Origin of the sequence: Psychrobacter sp. Marseille-P5312, from assembly GCF_900291405.1 — a bacterium.
Classification (GTDB): Bacteria; Pseudomonadota; Gammaproteobacteria; order Pseudomonadales; family Moraxellaceae; genus Psychrobacter; species Psychrobacter celer.
The window spans coordinates 2,701,065-2,725,835 of record NZ_OLML01000001.1 but is presented as its reverse complement, the minus strand read 5'-3'; the positions used below and the strand labels follow the sequence as shown (position 1 = coordinate 2,725,835).

17 protein-coding genes are annotated in these 24,771 nt (G+C 46.1%); 6 read left to right on the top strand and 11 right to left on the bottom strand.

The genetic code is table 11. The annotated features are described in order from the left end of the window. The first annotated feature begins 26 nt into the window (after positions 1–26). Both C6W44_RS11705 and recD read left to right on the top strand, forming a co-directional pair. The gene (locus C6W44_RS11705) at positions 27–4,616 is read left to right on the top strand and encodes a UvrD-helicase domain-containing protein (protein WP_105245841.1); all 4,590 of its coding nucleotides are present in this window, start codon (positions 27–29) and stop codon (positions 4,614–4,616) included. A gap of 102 nt (positions 4,617–4,718) precedes the next feature. Continuing rightward, positions 4,719–6,932: an exodeoxyribonuclease V subunit alpha gene (recD, locus tag C6W44_RS11700; RefSeq protein WP_105245839.1), complete on the top strand. Its 2,214-nt coding sequence runs from the start codon at positions 4,719–4,721 to the stop codon at positions 6,930–6,932. A gap of 77 nt (positions 6,933–7,009) precedes the next feature. Here the strand turns inward: recD and C6W44_RS11695 are convergent, their stop codons facing one another. After that, entirely contained in the window at positions 7,010–7,570 is a 561-nt protein-coding gene (locus C6W44_RS11695) for a hypoxanthine-guanine phosphoribosyltransferase (RefSeq protein ID WP_105245837.1), read from the bottom strand. Positions 7,571–7,660: 90 nt separating this feature from the next. After that, complete coding sequence (locus tag C6W44_RS11690; RefSeq protein WP_105245835.1) at positions 7,661–8,329, bottom strand: hypothetical protein; 669 nt, start codon at positions 8,327–8,329, stop codon at positions 7,661–7,663. Positions 8,330–8,631: 302 nt separating this feature from the next. Between C6W44_RS11690 and C6W44_RS11685 the strand changes: the two genes are divergently transcribed. From C6W44_RS11685 to C6W44_RS11675, 3 genes are all read left to right on the top strand, one after another. Beyond that, on the top strand, positions 8,632–10,314 hold the full coding sequence (locus C6W44_RS11685; RefSeq protein WP_105245833.1) for a carbon starvation protein A: 1,683 nt from the start codon (positions 8,632–8,634) through the stop codon (positions 10,312–10,314). A gap of 115 nt (positions 10,315–10,429) precedes the next feature. Beyond that, the gene (locus tag C6W44_RS11680; RefSeq protein ID WP_105245831.1) at positions 10,430–10,741 is read left to right on the top strand and encodes a cory-CC-star protein; all 312 of its coding nucleotides are present in this window, start codon (positions 10,430–10,432) and stop codon (positions 10,739–10,741) included. 52 nt (positions 10,742–10,793) lie between these two features. Beyond that, positions 10,794–11,831: an ArsA family ATPase gene (locus C6W44_RS11675; protein ID WP_105245828.1), complete on the top strand. Its 1,038-nt coding sequence runs from the start codon at positions 10,794–10,796 to the stop codon at positions 11,829–11,831. A 4-nt stretch (positions 11,832–11,835) separates the two neighbouring features. Here C6W44_RS11675 and C6W44_RS11670 read toward each other — a convergent pair whose 3' ends face one another. Continuing rightward, complete coding sequence (locus C6W44_RS11670; protein ID WP_227526486.1) at positions 11,836–13,344, bottom strand: DUF3482 domain-containing protein; 1,509 nt, start codon at positions 13,342–13,344, stop codon at positions 11,836–11,838. A gap of 171 nt (positions 13,345–13,515) precedes the next feature. Next, positions 13,516–14,883 carry a DUF2868 domain-containing protein gene (locus tag C6W44_RS11665; RefSeq protein WP_105245824.1) on the bottom strand — a complete coding sequence of 456 codons (1,368 nt, stop codon included), beginning with the start codon at positions 14,881–14,883 and terminating at the stop codon, positions 13,516–13,518. A gap of 258 nt (positions 14,884–15,141) precedes the next feature. On the opposite strand from C6W44_RS11665, the gene C6W44_RS11660 reads away from it, so the two are divergent. Then, complete coding sequence (locus C6W44_RS11660; RefSeq protein ID WP_105245822.1) at positions 15,142–15,918, top strand: SDR family oxidoreductase; 777 nt, start codon at positions 15,142–15,144, stop codon at positions 15,916–15,918. Between the two features lie 102 nt (positions 15,919–16,020). On the opposite strand, the gene C6W44_RS11655 is transcribed toward C6W44_RS11660, so the two are convergent. From C6W44_RS11655 to prpC, 7 genes are all read right to left on the bottom strand, one after another. Then, on the bottom strand, positions 16,021–16,641 hold the full coding sequence (locus tag C6W44_RS11655) for a GNAT family N-acetyltransferase (RefSeq protein ID WP_105245819.1): 621 nt from the start codon (positions 16,639–16,641) through the stop codon (positions 16,021–16,023). A gap of 156 nt (positions 16,642–16,797) precedes the next feature. Then, positions 16,798–18,651: an ABC transporter ATP-binding protein gene (locus tag C6W44_RS11650; RefSeq protein WP_105245817.1), complete on the bottom strand. Its 1,854-nt coding sequence runs from the start codon at positions 18,649–18,651 to the stop codon at positions 16,798–16,800. A 44-nt stretch (positions 18,652–18,695) separates the two neighbouring features. Continuing rightward, positions 18,696–19,931, bottom strand: a complete 1,236-nt coding sequence (gene prpF, locus C6W44_RS11645; RefSeq protein WP_105245815.1) for a 2-methylaconitate cis-trans isomerase PrpF — start codon at positions 19,929–19,931, stop codon at positions 18,696–18,698. A 189-nt stretch (positions 19,932–20,120) separates the two neighbouring features. Then, positions 20,121–20,381: a Txe/YoeB family addiction module toxin gene (locus tag C6W44_RS11640; RefSeq protein ID WP_025646994.1), complete on the bottom strand. Its 261-nt coding sequence runs from the start codon at positions 20,379–20,381 to the stop codon at positions 20,121–20,123. Between the two features lie 20 nt (positions 20,382–20,401). Then, positions 20,402–20,713, bottom strand: coding sequence for a type II toxin-antitoxin system Phd/YefM family antitoxin (locus C6W44_RS11635; RefSeq protein ID WP_025646995.1), 312 nt, complete (start codon positions 20,711–20,713; stop codon positions 20,402–20,404). Between the two features lie 142 nt (positions 20,714–20,855). Further along, the gene (gene acnD / locus C6W44_RS11630) at positions 20,856–23,501 is read right to left on the bottom strand and encodes a Fe/S-dependent 2-methylisocitrate dehydratase AcnD (RefSeq protein ID WP_105246671.1); all 2,646 of its coding nucleotides are present in this window, start codon (positions 23,499–23,501) and stop codon (positions 20,856–20,858) included. Between the two features lie 99 nt (positions 23,502–23,600). Then, a complete protein-coding gene (prpC, locus tag C6W44_RS11625) occupies positions 23,601–24,731 on the bottom strand; it encodes a 2-methylcitrate synthase (protein WP_105245812.1) in 1,131 nt (376 codons plus the stop codon). Positions 24,732–24,771: the final 40 nt, after the last annotated feature.

Here is a 24,771-nt window from a genome sequence, read left to right as displayed (position 1 = left end):
ACAAATAATAAAAAGTGTACGCCCCTATGACAGAATTTATCACTGATACACCTATATCACCGAGTTTTGACGATGAATTGCACCAATCCTCTTCTCAAGGTTTGGATGTTGCAGAGCCCAAGGCCGAGGTGATACCAGCGATTGAGGTGGCATTGACAGGCTGGCATCTTATCGAAGCATCAGCCGGTACGGGTAAGACTTGGACACTTACGGGCATCGTACTGCGCTTGCTCATTGAAGCACGGCGCGCGCCAGAGCAAATCATTGCAACGACCTTTACTCGCGCTGCGGCAGCCGAGATGCGTCAGCGCATTCATGATCGTTTGGTGGATTTTTATCAGCTGCTGCAATGGATGAGTAGCCTGAGTGCCAACCCTGCAAATAAAGAGCATTTATATCCATCCATCCTACAAGTGACGCCAGACAGCGATAAAGATAAGGAGAATAGTCAAGTAAGTCAGCACGCAGACACGGATGCGACTGCTGAAAAAGACGCTGATGAACTCAACCAAGACATTGCCTATGACTATGATAAAGCCCATGACAAAAAACCCGCGGCCAAAAAGCGTGTACAAGCAAAACAAACTCGTGAAAAATGGCTAGTCGCGCAGGCAAAAGGTGCGCGCTTAGATGACATCATGCAAGACCCTATCAATCTGCATCTGGTCGGCTACTTGCTTGATCATGTCTATAGCTATCCGATGACAGAGGCGATTCGCCGTACGGCATTGGTGTTGACGACCTTGGATAAGCTGTTTGTCGGTACCCTCGATAGCTTGGCACAAAAGTGGCTTACAGAATACAGTAGCGAGACAGGCCACCAGCAAGGCATGGCCATTATTGACGACAGTAGTATCGAGCAAGTGACGGACAGTATCATTCATGATGAATTGCGTCAGTTTCAAAGCCGACTGTACCATGAGCAGCCCAAGCTTTATGCATTGATGGATCAGCAAGGCAAGCTGACGGCGGTGGGCGATCACAAGAGCTTTGTGACGCGCTCACTGAATTTCATCTCTGCGCCGATTGATGAGGTAAGGCTAGCAGATTTTGATTTTGGTTTATATGAACAGCTATTGCATGAGTTTGCGACATTAGATTTGGCAGATATTCAGCCGTATTTAAACCCTGATTATCGAAAGTCTCAAGGGTTTAATGGTGGTTCCAATTTATTCAAGCAATTTGATGCCATTATTGAGGTGCATCAAAAAATAGCGGAACATCAGCTGACGTTTACCAGTTATTTACATGAACGCGAAAATAAGATTCTTACCTCATTGCAGGATTCTAGATATCCCAATGAAGAAGGTAAAATTAAGAATTTTAATAAGAATAGAGAAAAAGAGCATGAAGCATTTTTCGCATTAGACACCATTAGCAAGCTCATGGCTATCTTAGATATGGTTGATGGTTTAAATCAGCATATTGTGATGTTGTTAGCCAATCTCAATCGCCATATCGTACTGGCGGTGCGTGACAGACTGCCGGTTATCTTAGAAGAGCGCGGTGAAACCACCTTTAGCTTGCAGATGGTACGCTTAAACCAAGCATTGACCGGTCGGCAAGGAGAGAAGCTGGCACGTTATATTCGTCATCATTATCCAGTGGCATTGATTGATGAGTCGCAAGACATCAATGGCGAGCAAGCCATTATGATTGAAAGCATCTATCTGCCGAAGCGTAAACCGTCGGCCAATGACAAGCAGGCTACGGGTAATAAGGCGAGTGATAAAGCCAACCATGAATTTTTGCTATTGGTTGGTGATCCTAAGCAGGCCATTTATGGGTTTCGCGGCGGTGATGTCGCCAACTACAATTATATGAAAGCCCAGTTTGAAAAAAGCAGCCTATGGACGCTCGATATTAATCGTCGTTCGAATAAAGGGGTGATTAACGCATTGAACTGCTGGTTCGGTATGCCTGCGCCAGTGACTCAAGAGAATAGGCTAGCACAGTTAGGTAGTGGTATTTATTACCAGCACATCAAAGCTGAAAAGCAAGAAAATCAGCTGTCTTGGTTTCGTCAGCCAGACATGCCAAACAGCGACCTAAATAGTGACTCGATAGATGACTTAGTAAATGACGTGCTCTCTGCTCAGCCCGTGAGTGTGTTGCACCTGCCTTATGATAAGGCGCTTGAGTACGACGAGTTTGAAATCACAGCCCGTCATATTGCCACCTTGCTTAGCAGCCATCAGACACTTAAAGGCAAACCGATTCAACCGAGCGATATCGGTGTGCTGGCACGTGCAAAAAAAGACTTAAAGCAAGTCGAAGACGAGCTTGTCAAGCTTGGTGTGCCGACCCTGACCACCAGTGATGTCAGTATCTTTGAAACCATCATGGCAGAGGATGTGGCAGCGCTGCTAAGTGCCATGCTATACCCGTATCGTCACGATATGATCAATCGGGTGCTGACCAGTCATTTGTATGGCCTGAGCATCAGGGATGTCAAAGCCATGATGACGGACCATGAGTCAGGGGTTGTAGATTTAAATAGCGCTAATACACAAGCCATTGATAATAAGACAAGCTATCAAGACTTTATTAGCTATTTAAAAGAAGGTGCCCAGCGTTGGCAGCACTTTGGCGTATTATCGGCCATGCATTACTTGTTGGACAAAAGCCCTGTACAGCCGCAAGGCGTGTGGCAAGCACTAGCCGCGCATCCAGAAGGCGCGCGTTATATTATGGATTTGCGCCATGTGATGGATATCTTGGCGCAGTATGGTGTCGGCATGGGTGAGTATGAGCTGCTAGCGTGGTTTAGACAGAACATAGATAGCGCGCCGAGCAGTGATTGGGCTAAGCAATATCCGCTACCGACAGAGTCTGGCGTGCAGCTAATGACCATTCATAAGTCTAAAGGACTAGAGTTTCCCATTGTCTATGTACTGGGTATGGACGATGCCAGTAGAAAATCAGGTAATAAAGAAGACTATGGGTTGTATCTCTATAATGCGCAACAAAACCCTAGCCAGCAATATGCTACTCAACAAGACGCTTCTCAACAAAATCAGTCAGCGTTGGCGCAGCAACTGACAGGCAATCAGCGCCGATTCTCACCCGTGCAAGGCTCAGCCACTAAAGCAGACTATTACACTGAGTTTGAAACCCAAGAAGGTTTTGATGAGCTACGTCGCCTGGGCTACGTCGCCTTTACTCGTGCTAGTGAGCAGCTTTATGTGGTCTTGAAAGATGCTCATGGTAATACGAACGCGTGCTTGAGACCAGTCTGCTATTGGCTAGACGTACCGGCTAAGAATATTGAGTTGCCAGATAGGCTCAAAGGCACGATAGGCATGATTAGAGGGCATAAGGTCGATGCGTTTTATCGTGATAACTGCGTGACAGCAATAAGCGCATTAACGAATAATGGCGCGCTTGCCTCGACTAAGCCCAAAACCGAGCCTATTCAGTATGATGATTTTTCAGAGGTTATGAAAATCAATTATTTTTATGGTTGGGCCAAGACCAGTTTTACCGCCTTGGCTCGTCAGCTAGATGAGTCGGCGCAGACAATGGCTGTGATGGATGAGCGTATAGATGATGCGGTAGATATTGATGTTGATATCAATATCACCGAAACGTCAGTTTCACCGTCACTGGGTGGTCATGTACCAGATAGTCATGAGTCTGCCGCGCAAGTCGGTCAGGCAAGTATCAAGTTAGAGGATGATATTCGTTTTACCTTTGTCAAAGGTGCCAATGCGGGTACGTTTTTGCATGAGATATTTGAAAAAATTGATTTTAGCAATAAATCGCAGTGGCCACAGGTTATCGATAGGGCTGTCAGTAGCTATCAGCTGCCGCTGGTGTATAGCAGTGCTGAGGCCCAAAGCCGTCGCCTACAAGCAAAGACGCAAGACAAAGGTGGTAGTGCGTCATTAAATACTGATTTATTGGATTCGGAGGTGATCGATGCTAGTAAGCATGAAGCGCTCATTGACTGGATAGAAGAGGTGCTACATACGCCGCTCTTAGCGTCTGATCAGCCGTTACATGCTATTGATGCAGGTCATAGGTTTGCCGAATTAGAGTTCAATATGGGGCTATCAGAGCGTTTTAAAGCACAGGATATCAATCAGCTTTTTGAGAAGTACCTACCAGATGAGACCGACAAGCACATCAATCTGGTTCCGCAAAACAAAGCGCATTTGTATCGTTATTTACGTGGTGAAATCGATTTGGTATATGAGCATGCTGGCAAGTATTATGTCGTCGATTATAAAAGTAATTTTTTAGGAAATAGCCTAAGCGATTATGACGAAACTACGCTCAAGCGAGCAATGTCGAAAGCAGGGTACTGGCTACAAGCCGCCATTTATCAAGTGGCATTGCATCGGTTTTTGTCGATGCGAATTGCTGATTATATAGGCAATGAAGATAAATATTTGGGCGCGGTGGAGTATGTCTTTTTACGAGGTGTATATGATCCAGCCTCTCAGTTGGCGACTAAGGCAAAAGAGGCGAACACACTGAGCGGCGGCGACTCAACAGCCAGTGAGGCAATGCATGATAAGCCAATAAGCAATGCCCGCTATGGACTGGTGACGTGGAATATACCCATTGATTTTATTAAGGCTTTAGACACGTTGTTTGGCATACCAAATTAGCAGTCTATAGTTTATTAAACTTAAGGATAACATAGTGCTGCTAGGATACTTTTTTAAAGCCCTAAATTGAACTGATTATATAAATATAGAGAAGAACACATCATGAGTAATAATAACAATAAAAGTAAGGCTGATATCAGCTCACAAGAAAGCTGGGCCAGTAATATTAGCGATTATATTTTGCTACGTCGTCAGCAAACGCATGTAGCCTATAGCAAGGCCGATGCAACGACTAAGGACAGTAGTGCAAAAGTAGTCTCAGCATCAGATAACGGCTTATTTACCGCTCTATTTACTATGTTGGCTGCGCATTTAGAAGAGGGGCATACTGTACTCAGCATTCAGGAAACTGAGCATGAAGCGCCGCATAGTGGTCGGGTTCGTGGCGAGACAGTGACACTATATGAGTGGCAACAGCAGCTGTTAGAGATGCTAGCAATGCCGCTGATTGCCTTGATTGACACTCAAATAGCGGTTCAATCAGAGGTTGATATTACGGCAGAGGCATCAATATTTATGTTGCTGGAGAATTTGTTTGCTAAGCAAGACCGGCTATGGGCGCAGCTGGCACTTAGCAATCATGAAAAAGAGATGTTGGTTAAAAGGCTTGATGCAGTAGCGGCACTCTACCAGTTATTGAAAAATAGTAACTTAACGTTTTTTGCTAAGTTAATCGATGAGCACACTTTGTTCGCTGACGTTAATGCAAACGCAAACCATAATGAAAATAAAAATAGCCTAAGCAAAAATAACCAACCTATCGTTTATCAGCACATTAACAACAAGGAGGATGATACACAAAACGCAGCAATCACGTTTTGGTTACACCGAGCGTGGCAAGCGGAATTTAACTTAGCGGCGCGTATCAATACTATTTTAGACCAACAAGTAACACCGCTTAAGATAGCAATACCTGACAACCTTCACGAAAATCAGATAAAGGCGATTGATATCGCCAATAAAAATGCCTTTAGTATCATTACAGGTGGCCCAGGCACGGGCAAGACTTATACCGTGGCGCAGCTGGTGATGGCATTGCAGCAAGCGACAGAGAGTAGGGGGGCGACACATGAAAAAATCAAGTTTAGTACAGACAGTGCTAGCCTAGCGTTAGCCGCGCCAACGGGTAAAGCGGCACAGCGTATGCAAGAATCTTTGCAAGCCGCGTTAGATGCCGCGAATGTCGAACTACAATTACAAGAAGCCAAAACCATTCATCGCTTGCTAGGTATCGGACGTACGGGCAGACCGCGTTATGATGCCAATAATCCACTTGGCGAGGATATCATTATCGTCGATGAAGCATCGATGCTAGGGGTGGAGCTGGCAAACTACCTTGTCAGTGCAGTAAAGCCTGGGGCGCGACTGATATTGTTGGGTGATGCCAACCAGTTGGCTGCGGTAGATGCAGGGGCGGTATTGGCTGATTTATGCCGTATTCCGCGCTTGCAGGCGATTCATGCAGAGCTCACAGAAAGTCGCCGATTTACCGCTGACTCTGGTATTGGTAAACTTGCTTATCAAATAAATAAAATAGAAACGGACACGCCGGCTATTTGGCAGTTGTTAAAATATGATGAGGCGCTGAGCTTTGAGTATATAAACAATGTCAATAGCTTGCCAACTTCATCAGCTAATGATAACGCTATAATAAATAGCCTAAGCAATAAAGAAAAAATATCAAGAGCAACTAAACATTACAACTCATACTTAAATAAAATCAAAACTCTTCTGCAAAACCCAATAGAAAAATCTATGCCAAAGTCGGTAAAAACAACCATTACTTCACTAATGAACACCTTCAATCAGTTTCGAATATTAACTGCCGGCCACAATGGCGAATGGGGTGATCATTACATCAATAACTATTTTACACAGTGGCATCTTACTGAGCTGAAGCTGCCTCTGGGCCAAAACACTTGGTTTCATGGTCGCCCTGTCATGATTCTACAAAACAACTATGAGTTAGGGTTGTTTAATGGCGATATTGGTTTTTGTTTGCAGACTAGCGATGATCGTAGCCGTCTCGAGGTGTTTTTTGAAAATAAAGAGCAGGGGATTGCTGTTAATTTGCTCAATGAAGAGGTCATCGCCACCGCTTATGCGATGACTATTCATAAATCCCAAGGATCAGAGTTTGATTATGTGCTCATTACTTTTGACAATAGTCACGCAAGGCTGCTGAGTAAAGAGCTGATTTACACCGCTGTAACACGTGCCAAAAAACAAGTGACCATATATAGTACAAAACACGCACTAGAAAAAGCCGTTCAAACGCCCACTGAGCGCCATACAGGGTTAGCCTTACAGTTTTAGAGTCACTACTAACCCTATAAGCAAAAAAAAAGCATCCGATTAGGATGCTTTTAAAAATGCCCGCTTAAATAAAGCGCTTACGCTTCTTCTTTAATGGCATAAATACCTGGCAGGTGACGTAGATAACCATGGAAATCCATGCCACAGCCATAGACATAACGGTCTGCAACGTTGATACCGACAAAATCCACATCAAAGTCAGCAACTTTGCGATCATGTTCTTTATTTAGTAGCACGCAGCATTCGATAGACAGCGGTTTTTCTTTACCAAGTTGTTCTACGACGGCTTTTAGAGTGATGCCTTCATCAAAAATATCATCGATCAGCAGTACGTGCTCACCTTCGATACTGACATCAGGCTTAAATTTCCAGTCTAGCTCATTGGTACCTTCGTTATCACGGTAGCGTGAGGCATGGATATAATGCATACGATGATAAAAAGTCAAATGGGTCAGTAGTTGACCAGCTGGAATCAATCCACCGTTCATCACGACCATGACGATAGGATTTAGGCCAGCGTAGTGCAGGTTGAGCTGAGCGGCCAGACGCTCATAAGCTGCGGCAACTTCGATACTGCTAATAAGGCACTCTGAGTTGCGTAGGGTTTTTTCGATTTCTTGGTTACTAATTTGGGTCATGGGTTGCGCCTTTGATAAAAGTGCCGCCTATTTTAGCAAATTTTACTAAATTTGCCCAACATTACAATCTTAATCAAAATATAATATTCGCTATTCTGGCTTTTTTACAATAAAAGGGCGGTAATAATTGGCCAAACGGTTTAAGGAAGTATCTGGCAAATCGGGCAATAGCTTGTTTAATGCCATAGACATGCCTTTGTCGATGGCCGCTTTGGCAACGGGCACAGATTTGCGTTTGATCATGCCAAGCTTTAAGGTTTCAGCATAGCGGCTGACAAAGTGTGTCAACGTTTCCTCGTTCATGGTTTCAAGCGCGGTTTTAAAGGTTTTCATATCTGTATGCTCAGGCGTAATCGCTGCAAAGCCTTTGTCGATGGTCATAGCGTCTTTGTCAGACAGCTGAAAACCAATGCGCTTGATACCATCATTATCGATAAATGTCGCTCGATCTCTTAAAAAATGAAAGCTGGGTAGCACTTCTTCGTTGTTTTCTTTACCCAGTAGGATGTTTAATAGCGTGTCCGTCGCTTTTTCAACGGTGCCGACCACTTTGCGCATGGCTGCTTGACGCTCAGGGTTTGGAATAATATCCACTAAGCCGACGAGTAGGTTGTCAATAAGGTCACGCGCGGTTTGGTGAGTCAACGCGTCGCGATAAGGGTAGTAATCTACTGACTCATTTGATTCAACCACTTGCTCTGCTTCAGTAATAAGCGCTTTTAATTTGTCTGAAGGAACGAATCCAAAATAATGTGCCATTACGCTTCCTTTATTTGTTATTTTTCATGCCTTATGAACGTTACATTTATCGTGAAATCGGTTACCATTTAACCAGAATTTTTGGCAAAGGCTCACCACAATATATGCTAATTAGCGATGTGCCTGAATAGTAAAGTTCCAGATTTTACTGATGAATACTAGTCTCGCAAGATTCCGACGATTTATCCGATGACAGGTGAGAGGAGTCACTCACTGCACACTAATTTAGCATATTTTTCATATTTTGATTTAAAAAGCTTGAACTTATAAGACTACCTACTACCTGTCTAGGGAGAGATGAGATGAATAGTGCTATTGTACTTTTATTCGGTGTAGCTGCCATGCTTTGCGGCTACCTATTTTACTCAAAATTTATTGCCACTAAAGTTTTGGCATTGGATAACAGCCGTCCCACGCCAGCACACACAATGAAAGATGGGGTAGATTATGTCCCCACAAATAAATATGTGCTATGGGGACATCATTTCACCTCAGTCGCTGGAGCGGCGCCGATCATTGGTCCTGCCATTGCCGTGATTTGGGGTTGGGTGCCAGCCATCATTTGGGTGGTGCTCGGTACTATTTTTATGGCGGGTGTGCATGATATGTCGGCCATTTGGGCAAGTATGCGCAATCGAGGTCAGTCGATTGGCTCTATTGCTGGTACGGTCATGGGGACCCGTGTCCGTAGCTTGATGATGGTGGTTATTTTCTTATTACTATTGATGGTCAATGCGGTGTTTGGTGTGGCTATCGCTAACATGATGATCAAAACGCCATCTGCTGTATTGCCTGTTTGGGGCGCATTGGTGGTGGCCTTTATCATCGGTCAGTGTATCTATCGCTACAAGATGAATCTGATTTGGGTCTCTATCATTGGCGTCACTGCTTTATACGGTCTGATCTATCTTGGCCCTATGTTCCCAATTGTGTTGCCTGAAACGGTCTTTGGCTTGCCTGATAATGCGGTTTGGATTCTCATTTTGTTTACTTATGCGGCAATTGCATCATTGTTGCCGGTGTGGATGCTGCTGCAACCGCGCGATTATATCAATGGCTTGCAGTTGTTTGTTGGCTTGATTCTATTGTACGCCGCGATTTTCATTGGTACGCCAAATATTGTCGCGCCAGCAGTAAACACAGCGCTGCCAGCTGGCACACCATCACTCATGCCATTGTTGTTTGTGACCATTGCTTGCGGTGCAATCTCAGGATTTCACGGATTGGTGGCGACAGGGACGACCTCTAAGCAGATTGACAAAGAAGAAGACGCACGTTTTGTTGGTTACTTTGGGGCGCTGGGCGAAGGTATGCTAGCACTTGGCGCGATTTTGGCAGCCACGGCAGGTTTTGCGACCCTTGGAGACTGGCAAGCGGTTTATCAAAAATTTGGCGACGGCTCTATTGGCGCGTTTATTGATGGCGGTGCAACCATTCTAAACGCTGGTGTCGGTATCGATATCGTGCTATCACAGACGATGCTTACGGTAATGGCAGCATTGTTTGCTGGTACCACGATGGACACAGGTGTTCGTTTGCAACGTTATATTTTCCAAGAGTTTGGTGAGTTTTATAACTTGCCTGCATTGAACAAAGGCTTCGTTGCAACCCTGCTTGCCGTCGGTAGCTGTTTGCTATTGGCCTTTGGCGCTGGCGGTATCGATGGTGCTGGTGGTATGATTATTTGGCCATTATTTGGTACGACCAATCAGCTGATGGCAGCCCTAACCTTGATGATTGTTACGGTTATTTTATTGCGTAAGGGTAAGCCAGTTTGGTACACCTTGGGGCCACTGACTTTCTTATTAGTTATGACTGTCTTTGCTCTATTAATTCAGCTAAAAACCTTCTTCACTGATGGCAATTGGCTACTGATCATTATGGACATCATTATCTTGATCGCAACGATTTTGGTGACGTTTGAGAGTCTGTCGGTACTGCGTAAAGAGTGGTCGATACACAAAGGCAAAAGCGGTGACATTTAAACGCTAAACCATATTAAATATTTATCAACTCAAAAACGCTAGCAGCAATTGCTGGCGTTTTTTGTATCACATAGGCATGATAGGCAATAAGAAATAAGTAGGGTATAAGCGAATTATGGAAAATAAAAACACATCAAATGATATAGAAAACGCCCAACCACCAAAGAGTACTCAACCATGGTGGCAACGGTTTGTGGCAGGACTAAATGAGTTTTATCATGCACCTTATCGCCAAACGATGGCACGTGCTGCCCGTGATGAAGAAGATTTCTTTATGCTGCTGATGTTTGCTGAAAGCTTAGGCATTGATAATCCTGCCAGCTTTTATACCTTAGAGTTACAGCCGTTATTTTTAGAAAACTTTCACGAATGGCACACCCGCATGGGTATGGATAGATGCCCATTTGACCATGTTGGCTGCTGCTAATCGTTTATTCATGATTGAAAAATAAAAATAATATAAGAAATGAGATAAAAATATGGCATTACATCCTCTACATACATTAGTAGAACAACTAAAAGCACAACCGATTATATTTATCGGCGGTAAGGGCGGTGTGGGAAAAACCACTACTGCCGCCGCACTTGCCAGCTATTACGCAAGCCAGCAGCAAAAGACGCTGATTGTCTCAACCGATCCAGCACACAGCTTGGGCGACGTGTTGGATACACAGCTTAATAACGCAAAAACAGCAATATCACCTTATTTAGATGCCATTGAGTTAAATCCTGACGTCATCGTTGACGAGCACTTTTCTCAAGTTAAGCGTACGATTAAATCCTATGCCAATCCAGATATGATGCCCAAAATTCGTGAGCATCTGAGGCTATCAAAATCAGCACCCGGCGCCCAAGAAGCAGCGATGCTCGAATCCATGTGTCAGCATTTAGTCGAAGCGGCTGATGCGGGTTATGAACATATAATATTTGACACCGCGCCAACTGGCCATACATTGCGTTTGTTGGTATTGCCTGAGATGATGGGCGCGTGGACAGATGGGTTACTTGCTCAGCAGCGACGGCAGGCCAAACTGCGCTCGGTGGCGAACCATTTAGACAGTCACAAGCAAACGCGTGGTAGTGATGGTCAAAAAAACAGCGATCATGATGTGCCAAATCCATTTGCTGCAAAAAAATCTGATCGCTGGGAGCAAGCGGTAGCAGTACTAGAAAAACGCAAAGCACTGTTTCGTCAAGCAGGCCTACTGCTGCATGACCGTGGCCAAACGGCAATTGTCTTGGTAATGACCGCCGACGTGTTACCACTGGCTGAGACCAAACGCGCTGTCTCACAATTAGAGGACAGTAAACTGCCGCCAGCGGCGATAGTAGTCAATCAACTGATCAAACCGACGCAGGCGGATGCGTTTTGGCAGCATCGCGCCGAGCGCCAGCAACAGCTACTGCAAGATATTGAAAGCAGTTTTCCCAATTATTCGCTATACCCAATCTATTTGCAAAAAACAGACGTACGCGGTACAGATGCATTAAGTACCTTGCTAGAGGCTTCATGCTAGCTGGTCACTCAGACTCACGTGATTGTAATTTGCTCGCCAGCGACCATGCCATATCGGCACGTAACAGCTGAGCCTGCTCGGATTTACCGCTACTAAGCGATGACCACTGCGGTTTGCCGCGCGCTTTTTTAAGCTCGCTTGGTAGTTTGTGTGTCGGCCATGGTGTGACGGTATGGTCGTCGTCATCTAACGCTTGCTCAATATTAGTTTTTTCCCCTTTATACAGCAATTGCGTGGCATCAGTTGCTGCATGACCGCGATGGCGCAGGGCGGTGAGCAAATCTATCGCACGCGTGGCGAGTAAGGTTAGAGTGGCAGGGTCGATATATAAGCGCTTTACGCCAGTGATTTTATCAGCGATGCTACTGGTATTAGACAATAACCCACCTGCGATACCACCGATGGCAGCGCCCAATCCCAACGTCGTGCCAAGGGCCGCCGCATCAATACCCAAGCCTAATAGTGCACCTGCTGCCGCGCCCGATGTGGTGCGAATACCATAGCTTTTGAGCAGCTCAGGGTCAAAAGGATCTTGCTGATAGGCTTGTAATTCAAGTGGGGTGGCTGCTACCGCATTATCATAAAACTTATATAAATTGAGCAAATTGTGCTGCATCGCCCGTTCGCTTTGTCGCACGGCTTCTTGCATTTGTGCAAGTATGGGCATTGGGTCATCATCTTCATTGATTTCATAAACGAAAGCGGCGACATTTAATAAAAAGTCGGCAATGATGATATTGGCTTCATCATACAGCTGCGCCCAGTTCTCTGTTCGACGCGTCATCAGTTGCTCAAGCATCTCCGAGTGAGTGAGCATGGTGGCAAGATTTTGCCATAGGCGCATCTCGTCTTCAAATTCAAAGGCGACGGAATCAAAGCGCGTCGATATATGCAGATTGCGTCTTGCCAGCATCGTTTGCCACTCATCGATATTGGCATCCTGACTATCGGTAAAATTAAATACTGGCATCACTGGTATCGCCGCCCACGATAAAATAGCCAACTCGTCTTTGTATTTACCGAGTACCGGCTCACGCGCATCGACGACATAAATGGCCATATCGCTTGCCAGCAACTGCCGAATCACTTTGGCTTCTTGGCTATAGTCGTCATTGCCGCCACTACTCGTTAGGGCATCACCACCTTGGGCAATATCTGCGGCCAAAAACTGCTGCAAACGCTCAATACCATCACGGCGACTGGCCGTATTGTCTTCTAGCCAATCCATCAGCCCTGAAGCGTCCTCTAGGCCAGGGGTATCATATAGTATGACCAAGTCTTCACCGGTTTGGCTGTCTGTGAGTTTGGCTTGCTCAACATGACGCGTGGTGGCCGCCTCATTTTTGACTTCACCAAAATAAACATCACGTAATAGTGTGCGCAGGATAGAGGTTTTACCTGTATTGGTATGGCCAACGACTGCCAGTTTCAGCGCTTCGCCACTGGCGATGGTTGTTTTTTTGCCAGCGTGCGCTGTCAAGTCGTTTGATTCTTCAGTGGCGGGGGTCTGCATAGATGCTGTTGGCGCGGCCTTTACATACCCTACATGAGGCTTGTCTTTTAAGGCTTTGTCGGCAAATAGGCCGACGGGCTGACCATTGGTTTTATTATTATCCATTTTATGTTTCCGTATTATTCATATATATAAACGCTAGAGCTTTTGTGCAAATACCAAAAAACGTGACTAACTGTCCACTAGGCCAATGTTTCGCGCCGCAAGCGCGGTTTGCCACTGTTGATAGCGAGTGTCCTGGTTTGCTATCGTCTGCACCGAGTCTTTTGCCAAAGTGCCATCACCAAGCAGCTGGATAATAAGCCCGTCTGCCGCATGCTCTGCGATACGATCGAGTTTGCGCAGGGTGCCGCGATCAGGCAGCGCATTACTATGAACGCCTAATAATACTTGCACTGGGTGCTTATCAAGATAGCTTGTCAAGCGCTCCATATCATCGCGGTCATCAACGATACCGAAATCCTCTATCTCACTATTATCATTAATATCGGCATCAAGACCCCCAAGCCACCAGTTGTCTTGCTTTGCTGGATACTCGAGTAGGGCCACCAGTTTTTTGCCAGCGCTGACCGTCGCTTTTGGCGCGACAGGAGCGGGTGCTTCTTTAAAATCATCAGCATCCACCACATGACGCTGCCAAAAATTCAAAATTTTTTGATAATAAGGCTGCTTAATATCTAGGCGCATTTTTTTGCGGCGAAACATCAACGCACAAAACGCCCAAGCGATTGCTCTAGGTACGATACCATACATCAGCAAGCTTCCTACCAGCAGCCCCGCCCATTGCCGCGCGGCAGACAGCGGCATCGCCTCAGTCACCATTCGGCTTTGGGCGATAGCGGTACTGTCTGGCACGTCAAACCCTACTAAGCTTGGCAGCCAGCCGAGTATCTGAGTCAACGTGATAAGCGCCTGATCAGACAGTAAGGTCGACTCCCAGCTAAAGCTGTACTGACGCACAATCAATAAAAACACAATGGCCAGCAGCATACCCGTCAAGGTAGCGAGCCATAATTGATGGCTAAAACGCCCCAAATACCAGCGCATACCGCTGTGCTGTAGTTGACGCTCGTACAAGTCAATGGCTGCTTTGGTCACATCGTCTTTACCACGAATAAGATAGCTGGGACTGACAAAACTGGCAAACCAATTGGACGACTGTTTGCCTTGATTGATGAGCGTCATCGCAAGCCAGCCTAAGAGCATAATGGTATGAAAGCCAAGCAAGCAGACCAGCACATAAAAGAAATTAACCACATTGGTCTGAAGTAGGGTAAACAGTCCTAGAAACCCTGAGATGCACCACACCACACTCATGACTATCATGATACCCTTGATGCGGCCATCAATCTTGCCGAGCACCCCTGCCAGCGCACCGTTACTATCGATTCGTTTGGCGCGCCGATGTAGCTTTTGGATAGGCGTGCCATCTTCGCTTTGCAGCTTTTCGGTGATAAGTAGTGGGTCGGTTGCAAAGACATGCTGCTGCGTCTCAAGCGTGCGCACCAGCTCAGTCAGTTGGTCTTGGGGTGATAGCATAAGATATCCGTATAAAAGCGTTGGTCAACAATCATCAGTTTGATTGTGTGATGGCAAGTCAGTGTACAAAGTCGGTGTACAGTTGGGCTTTCTACCCAGCAATGATTATTAGTGATTATTGTAGCCTATATCGTATGGCGGTGACTTCGGTTATTTTTAGCGTTTTCTCATAGTGTATGTAAAATAAATGCGCCAAAATAAATGGAGAAATGAAGATAAGCAGCAGCCTATAATACAGATAACCATAAGGATGGCGTTATGAAACAAAAAAATTATTTGGTTATTGGTGGCACCGGTGGTATCGGTCAGGCGATGGTGCAAGCACTCCTGCAGCGGCAACATCTGGCTAATGAGCAAAGCGATACTGATACAGCACATACCAAGATATATACCACTTATCACAAAAGTCAGCCTGACTTTGCGGCAGATCATTTGTATTGGATATCGATGGATGTGAGCGATGAGGATAGTATCGAACAAGCCATTGCTGATATCAAGCAACAAACCACTCATATTGATTGGGTGATTAACTGTGTCGGCTTATTACATACGCCACACAATCAACCAGAAAAAGCGCTACGACAACTGGAGACGGGCTTTTTTTTGCAGAGTATGCAGATTAATGCCTTAGCCAGTCTACTGATTGCCAAGCATATCAAGCCATTACTCGCAAAATCTGAACGTAGTGCGGACAACCCTGCCATTTTTGCGACCATATCGGCGCGTGTGGGCAGTATCAGTGATAATAGGCTTGGCGGTTGGTACAGCTACCGTATGAGTAAAGCGGCGCTAAATATGGGTATGAAGAATTTGAGCATTGAATGGAGGCGGTCACTAAAGGATGTCTGCGTGGTGGTCATGCAGCCAGGTACAGTTGATACCCAACTGTCTTCACCTTTTCAGAGCAATGTGGCGGACGAAAAGCTGTTCACGCCTGCCTATAGTGCGGCGCGTTTACTCGCCGTGCTTGATTCGATGAGCACTGCTCAATCTGGTGGTTTTGTCGATTGGGCAGGTGAGTCGATCCCTTGGTAAAAGATAGGTAAAACGGGTGATTGATAAAAACGTCAAATCATTAATCGGCGACGTTTATGGCCGATAGGATACTCGACAGCTTAGATTCAACAAATGGCTATCTTATGTCATCAAATAAATCAGACCTGCGACAAACATCAGGCTAAAGAGTAAAAGCAGCACACCCAAAACCTTACTTACCACCCCCGAGCCTCCTGACGGCGGTTTTTTAACTTTGCTCTTTTTGGCCACTCGCAGCACCATCTTTACATGCTCGATATTATCCTCAAGGTAGTAATCTCCTTCAGGAACAAACCCTAAGGACTGATAAAAGCTGAGCAAATAAGTCTGTGCGGAGATAATAATAGGACGCTTTTTGCCATATTTTTTGCGGCAATGAGCGATAGCTTGAATCATCATTTGCCTTGCTATGCCTTGACCGCGATGCTCTGATAATACCAGTACGCGACCAATAGCTGACATAGCGGTATTAAGCGAATCGGTATCGGCGGCGCTCAAGTTAGATCTGAGCCTGTTGTATTCAGGCGGAATAATGCGACAGTAACCAACGAGCGCTTCGTTTTGATGCGCGACGAGATGCAGACAATCAAAGTCAAGCTCATCCATATCTTGATAAGCGCAGTTTTGCTCCACCACAAAAACCTGCGAGCGCGCTCTTAGAATATGGTAGATATCGACGGAGGTTAACTCATCAAAGGTTTTTATAGAAAATTGGGTGGTCATAATATTTTGGCTTTTGCAAATGAGATGATAATAATGCGTTTGAATGAAGGCGCATTTTTAATGCTTTTAATTTTATAGTTCTAGGCTAAAAGCACCAGCCTACGACGTCGCTTAGATTATTATTAAAACGCACTTTTTGCAATAATCTATAAGACATTAACCCTGAATCGTCTGACGGATCTTATCTAGATTTAAACTATCGGACATGGCGCTAAAGATCTCATAGTACTTACCGCCTTTATCATAGAGCATTTCATGGGTACCCGTCTCAACCACTTGACCGTTCTCTATCACTACCAAGTCATCAGCGTCAATGATCTGCGCGATGTTATGCGAGACCATAATTACCGTTCTATCTTTTTTGATAAGATCTAAGCTTTTTTTGACCTGTTGACTGGCGATGGCATCGAGGCTCGCCGTTGGCTCATCCAAAAATACAATCGGTGGATCTTTTAAGAACATACGTGCCAGCGCAATACGCTGCTGCTGACCGCCCGATAGCGATTTGGCCGTACTCTCGTAACCGTCTGCTAATTGCATCACTTGCTCATGAATCGAAGCCTTTTTCGCTGCGACTATAATGTCATCCATAGTCGCATTTATATCGCCGTAACGGATGTTTTCACTAATAGTGCCTGAGAAGATATGATTACTTTGTAATACCAGACCGATATTCTGACGTAAGTCATGAGTATCGCAGTCTTTTAGATTATGACCATCTAAGCAAATCATGCCAGCATCTGGCGCATAAAATTTGACCAATAGATTGATAATGGTGCTCTTGCCCGCGCCGCTAAGCCCAACAAGCGCGGTGATACGGTTAGGGCGAATCTCAAAGCTGACATCTTTTAGCGCTTGGGTACCGTTGGGATAAGTAAAGTCGACGTTTTTTAACTCGATATGGCCCTTTAGATCTTTGCTACTGATGCCATCGATATTCTCAATTTGCTTATCATCTTCTAAGATATCAAAAAAGCCTTCAGCATAAGTTAAAGCATTATTAATCTGATCATAGATACGGTGCAGTTGGCGAATAGGGGCGGCGACGTTTTGAAATAGCATAACGTGAAATAAAATCATGCCAATGGTCATTTGGCCCTGCAAGACAAAGTAAGAGGTCAGCAAGATGATGACCACGACGCCGATTTGTTCAATAAAGGTTTTCACCGCGTCATAGATAAAGCCAATACTGCGAATACGCAGCTGATTATCGGTCATCTCTTTTTGAATCTTTAGATGCTTTTGCGCTTCAATAGGCTCGCGGACAAAGGATTTGACCACACTAATTGAGTTGATAAGCGAGATAACCAGTCCGCTTTTGGCTTCGCGAAAGCCGCGCATTTGCCGACGAAACCCTTGCAGACGTTTGGCTTGTTTTTGACTAATAAAAAAGTAAATCGGAATAATAAACAGCCCAACTAGACCAATCCAAAAGTTGGTCGAGAACATAATAATAAGCGAGACAATGGCACTGGCAAACAGCGGTAGCATATCGATAAAGAAGTTTTGCACCAAACTTGTTAGGCTACTAACCCCATAATCAATACGAGTTTGTAGTTTACCGCTATCGTTTTCACTACTGGTATAAAACGCCATGCGATAGGTGAGGATGCGCTCGATAATCTTTTGAGACAAATCGCGCGACAAGTTAATACGGATTTTTTCGCCAAAAAAACGCTGACCGAAAGAGATAAATATCGACAGTATCTCTTTGGTCAAAAGTACCGCACTGATAATGCCAAGCATACGTACGCCCGCTTCCCAAGGCTCGGCAAGTGTGGCAATCTCAGTCAAAGTATCGACAGCATAACGCAACACAAAAGCATTGACCTGCGCGGTAAAAGATCCAAGCACCGTTAAAATCAAGGTGGCAATGATTAAAAGCTTATAAGGCGCGGCAAACACCGCCAGCTTTTTAAGGATATTCCACAATAAAGCGCGCCGCTCAGTCTTTTTGACTGGCGGCTTTTTATCTAAGGGTACGCGGCGAAACTGGGGAGAGGTTGGCATATAGGTGTCGCTCTATGCTTTATTTAACAGTAGTCTGCAGCCTATCAAAACGCATCCGTTGGTACAAATACCTCGCCTGTCATAATGCGGCGCGCTGATCGGCTCATCGACACTTTTTTAGCCTGCCAGCGTCCATCGACTTGGTCAGTCTTACCGCCGACCAGTAGCGTCCCTGATGGATGACCAAAACGCACCTCGGACAGCTCGCCACCGCCAGCCGCCTCATTGACCAATGTCCCTTGCGTGGTGGCCGCTGCCGCAATGGCGACCGCTGCGGTACCCATCATCGCATGATGCAGCTGTCCCATGCTCATCGCGCGTACCACTAAATTGATATCATTTGCATTAACTTCTTTACCACTAGAGGCGGTATAGCTTTGTGCTGGTGCTACCCACGCAATTTTGGGGATATGTTGGCTCGCTTGTGCCTCACTCTCATCTTTAAACAATCCCATCGCCACACCGCCACGCGCACGTATTTTTTCCAACTTGGCTAATAGTGCATCATTACTATTAATATCGCCTTGCAATTCTGTACCGCTAAAGCCTAAGTCTTCTGCCTTCATAAAGATGGTAGGGATACCGGCGCTGATAAAGGTCGCTTTGACGCTGTCTTCATCGAGGCCACAACCAGAGACATCAAAGTCATCAACGAGGTTATTAGTCGGGAACATATCACTAGAAGAATCAACAGGATCGATAAATTCAATTTTGACCTCAGCGGCGGGGAAGGTCACGCCATCAAGCTCAAAGTCGCCGGTTTCTTGTACTTGCACCTTGCCATCTGCGTCTTTGTATACAGGCACATGAGCAATAATGGTCTTGCCAATATTTTCTTGCCAAATACGTACTTCACAAATACCGCTAACGGCATCGACATCAATGCTACTAGAAACCTTATCCGCGTCAACAATACCCATATTAATCGCACAAGCACCAACTGCGGCGGTTAAGTTACCGCAGTTACCCGCCCAATCAATCATCGGCTTTGCGATATTAACTTGTCCAAATAGATAATTAACGTCATGATCTGATTTATCAGAAGCCGATAAAATAACCGTTTTTGATGTGCTAGAGCTGCCATTGCCGAGACCATCGATTTGCTTGCCGTAAGGATCTGGGCTGCCGATAACACGTAGTAAGAAGTTATCTCGCGGCGAGCCTGCAACTTGGCAACGCTCAGGTAAGTCGGATAATTTAAAAAACGTGCCTTTTGACGTGCCGCCGCGCATATAGGTGGCAGGGACGGAGATTTGCGGGGCGAATTTTGGTTTGGTCATTTTTGAGAGTCCTTTATATATTTACGACTTGTTTATAGTTTTATTGGTAGTATAGTTCGGCAAAAATTAATCAGATAATGCAAGATAACCCTGATTTGTCTTATGAGTTCATACGTCAATTATTAATCGCTCAAACAGAGATTGAAATAGGTCAGGTTATATCTTTTAAGTTTGGATAGATTTAAAAAGTTAATAATGATAGCGACAAGAAATAATAGTCAGATAGTTATCATCAACTGCGTATACTAGACGGTTAGAATCATCGATACGCCTAGACCAAAATCCTGATAGATTTTCTTTTAAAGGTTCAGGCTTGCCGATGCCCTCAAATGGATTGCGTTTACACTCTGTGATTAACTTATTGATGCGTTTAAGGGTTTTTTTATCTTGCGTTTGCCAATATAGATAATCTTTCCAAGCGGCATCCGTCCATGCTAGCTGTTCATTCATAGCTTTTACTCGCAGTAGTATTAAGCATCTTCAGCATCGGTTTCATCGCTTGAATAACTATCAGCGTCTTCTACATCTTCATTATCTATTAAATCACGCACTGCCGTCTTGCCAGCTTGATACTGCGCAATTGATTTTGCTAAGTGAGCTGCATTAGCAGGAGATTTTAATAAATAGACGGTTTCCATCAAGCTGTTGTAGTAATCAAGGGACATGACGACGGCATCATCTGCATCACGGCGAGTCACTATAGTGGCATTGGCATCGTCATTGACGGTATCTAAAACCGACTTTAAATGCTTTCTCGCTTCTGAAAAACTAATTACTCTCATGATAAACCCCAATAGTTGTACTATTTATTGTACATGTTACGCTATTTATAAAAGTATATCAATAATTATAAAAAAGCCGATGCCATATAGACACTCTATACAACATCGGCTTATTTATTACTTATACGCTATGCCTTAACGCTTACGCAATATCTAGCGTGCCTTCGATAAACTCTTTGGCAAAGCGCTGCAGCATACCGCCAGAGTTGTACATTTTTACTTCATCAGCGGTATCTAAACGGCAAATAACAGGCGTTTTATCGACTGTGCCGTCTTTGCGATGAATCACTAGCGTCATCTCGCCACCAGCGGATACCTCACCTTCGAGATCAAACACTTCGCTGCCATCGATGTTTAGCGTCTCACGGTTGGTGCCTTGTTTGAACTGTACGGGGAGAGCACCCATACCGACGAGGTTTTGACGATGGATACGCTCAAAATCTTCAGCCACGACGACTTCCACACCAGCAAGACGCACGCCTTTGGCAGCCCAGTCACGGCTTGATCCTTGACCATAGCCGTCGCCTGCGATGATGATCAGCGGTTGGTCACGATTCATATACGTCTCAATCGCTTCCCACATACGCATGATCTGACCTTCAGGCTCTACGCGAGCGAGTGAGCCTTGAATGACGTTGCCGTCCTCGTCGCGTACCATTTCATTAAGCAACTTCGGGTTGGCAAAGGTGGCACGCTGCGCAGTCAAGTGATCGCCGCGGTGGGTGGCGTACGAGTTGTAGTCTTCCTCAGGCAAGCCCATGGTATCGAGATACTCGCCAGCGGCGCTATCACCCATGATGGCATTAGACGGCGACAAATGATCGGTGGTGATGTTGTCACCGAGTACGGCCAACGGACGCATGCCTTTTAGGGTGTTTTTCTTCGCCATCTTGCCTTCCCAATACGGTGGACGGCGAATATAGGTACTCATTTCGCGCCAGTCATATTGCGGGTCGATGACCGACGCTTCATTACGGCCTGCCTGCGCTTTGGCTTCATCAAACATCGGGATGTACACTTGGTTAAACTGCTCAGGCTTGACCGCTGATTTGACAATAGCGTCGACCTCCGCATCGTCAAACCAGATATCTTTTAGATACACATCGTTGCCGTCTTGGTCTTTGCCCAGTGAGTCTTTTTCGATATCGAAGCGGATGTTGCCTGCGATAGCATAAGCAACCACAAGCGGCGGCGAGGCGAGGAACGCTTGCTTGGCATACGGATGGATACGACCATCAAAGTTACGGTTGCCCGATAGCACAGCGGTACTAAATAAGTCGCGATCGATGATTTCTTGCTGGATATCTGGGTCCAGCGCGCCGCTCATACCGTTACAAGTGGTACAGGCAAAGGCCACAACATCAAAGCCTAGCTTTTGTAGCTCAGGTAGCAACCCTGCTTCCTCTAAATACAGCTTAACGGTTTTTGAGCCAGGGGCTAGTGAGGACTTCACCCAAGGCTTACGAATGAGGCCTTTTTCCACTGCGTTACGGGCGACGATACCAGCGGCCACCATGTTGCGCGGGTTTGAGGTGTTGGTACAGCTGGTGATCGCAGCGATAATGACGGCACCATCTGGCATCTGGCCATCTTTTGGCTCAGGCAACTTATTCCCTTCGCCATGAGCGATGCCCTCGGCCACAAGGTCGGTCGTCGATACGCGAGCGTGGGGACGTGACGGCCCTGCGATGTTACGCACCACTTTTGATAAATCAAAGCGTAGTACGCGCTCATACTCAGCCTCTTTTAGGCCATCCGCCCACAGACCAACTTGTTTGGCATAAGCTTCAACGATTTTGATTTGCTGCTCTGAGCGTCCGGTGAGACGCAAGTAATCAATGGTTTGCTCATCGATAGAGAACATCGCAGCAGTTGCGCCGTACTCTGGCGTCATATTGGAGATAGAAGCACGGTCGCCAACAGTCAGATTGCGCGCACCTTCGCCGTAAAACTCTAGGTAGGCTGAGACCACGCCTTCCTCGCGTAAAAATTCCGTCATTGCTAGTACTAAATCCGTACCGGTAATGCCTTCTTGCAGCTTGCCTGTTAGCTCAACGCCAACGATGTTTGGCAAGCGCATGTATGAGGGATTGCCCAGCATCACGCTTTCGGCTTCTAGGCCGCCGACACCGATAGAAATAACGCCAAGCGCATCGACCATCGGCGTGTGGCTGTCGGTGCCGACTAGGGTGTCAGGGAAGGCGATAGCATCGCCGTCTTGGTCGGCGACAACTTGTACGACAGGCGACATTTTCTCTAGGTTGATTTGGTGCATGATGCCATTACCAGGCGGTACGACGTTGACGTTATCAAAGGCGTACTGGCACCAGTTGATAAAGTGAAAACGGTCTTCGTTACGGCGCTCCTCGATGGCACGGTTTTTTTCAAACGCATCTTCTTCAAAGCCTGCGTGCTCTACGGCTAATGAGTGGTCAACGATCAGCTGCGTCGGTACGATGGGGTTTACTTTGGCAGGATCACCACCTTTTTCGGCGATGGCATCACGTAGGCCTGCCAAATCGACAAACGCGGTCTGACCTAAGATATCGTGGCATACCACGCGGGCAGGATACCAAGGAAAGTCGACCTCTTGCTTACGGTAGATATGCTGCGCTAATGCCTCGGTCAAATCCTCAGGTGGGCAGCGGCGCACGAGGTTTTCGCATAATACCTTTGAGCTAAAAGGTAGCTTGGCATAAGCACCAGGCTCGATCTCATTGACCGCTTGCTCGACATCAAAGTAATGTAACTGGGTACCGGGCAAGGGTTTTTTGTACTTATCGTTCATGGTTTGCGGATTAACTTGCGTTAACGGCTGTTTGTTGTCTGTCATGACGGATCATCCTTACTAAGAAGGGTTATTAAAAATCGCTGTTACCTAAGAAAATTAACCGCGCGCGCCGATGTCCGGTACTGGGCGCAGCTCTTCGCCGGTATATTCCGCGCTTGGGCGAATGATACGGTTGTTGGCGCGCTGCTCAAACACGTGCGCCGCCCAGCCAGTTAAGCGTGAACAGACAAAGATGGGTGTAAACAGCTTGGTCGGGATGCCCATGAAGTGGTAGGCTGAGGCATGAAAAAAGTCAGCATTACAAAACAGTTTTTTCTCGCGCCACATGACTTCCTCACAGCGTACCGATACTGGGTATAGCACTTCATCACCGACGTCAGCCGCCAGCTTTTCAGACCAACCTTTGATGACGACGTTACGCGGATCCGACTCGCTATAGATCGCATGACCAAAGCCCATGATTTTATCTTTACGCGCCAGCATGGCCATCATCTCTTTTTCGGCCTCATCCGGTGAGCCAAAGCCTTCGATCATGTCCATCGCAGCCTCATTGGCACCGCCATGCAAATGCCCACGTAGTGAGCCGATCGCACCTGTAACACAAGAATGAATGTCCGATAACGTAGATGCACAGACGCGGGCGGTAAAGGTCGAGGCGTTGAACTCATGCTCAGCGTACAAGATCAATGAGACATTCATCACGCGCTCGTGTAGCTCGTTTGGCTTCTCGCCTTTGAGTAGATGCAAGAAATGCCCACCGATAGTAGCATCGTCCGTTTCGGTCTCGATACGCACGTTGTCATGGCTAAAGCGATACCAGTAGTTGATGATAGATGGGAACACCGCCAGCATACGATCGGTTTTATCATTTTGCTGATCAAAGTCGGTTTCCATCTCAAGGTTACCGAGCATCGAGCAGCCCGTACGCAGTACATCCATAGGGTGCGCGTCCGCTGGGATGCGCTCGAGTACGTCTTTTAGCGCTTGCGGTAGGCCGCGCATTTTTTTGAGTTTGGCTTGATATGCATCAAGCTCGCTTTGGGTGGGCAATTTGCCATACAGTAGCAAATACGCCACTTCTTCAAAGATACACTTGTCCGCCAGCTCAGAGACATCGTAGCCGCGATAGGTCAGACCTGAGCCTGATTTGCCAACTGTCGATAGCGAGGTCTTGCCTGCGACTTGACCACGTAGGCCTGCGCCTGATAATTCTTTTTGTGCTGCCATGGTTGAATTCCTTTTTTTAGGTGGCTTGTTTGGGTAATTG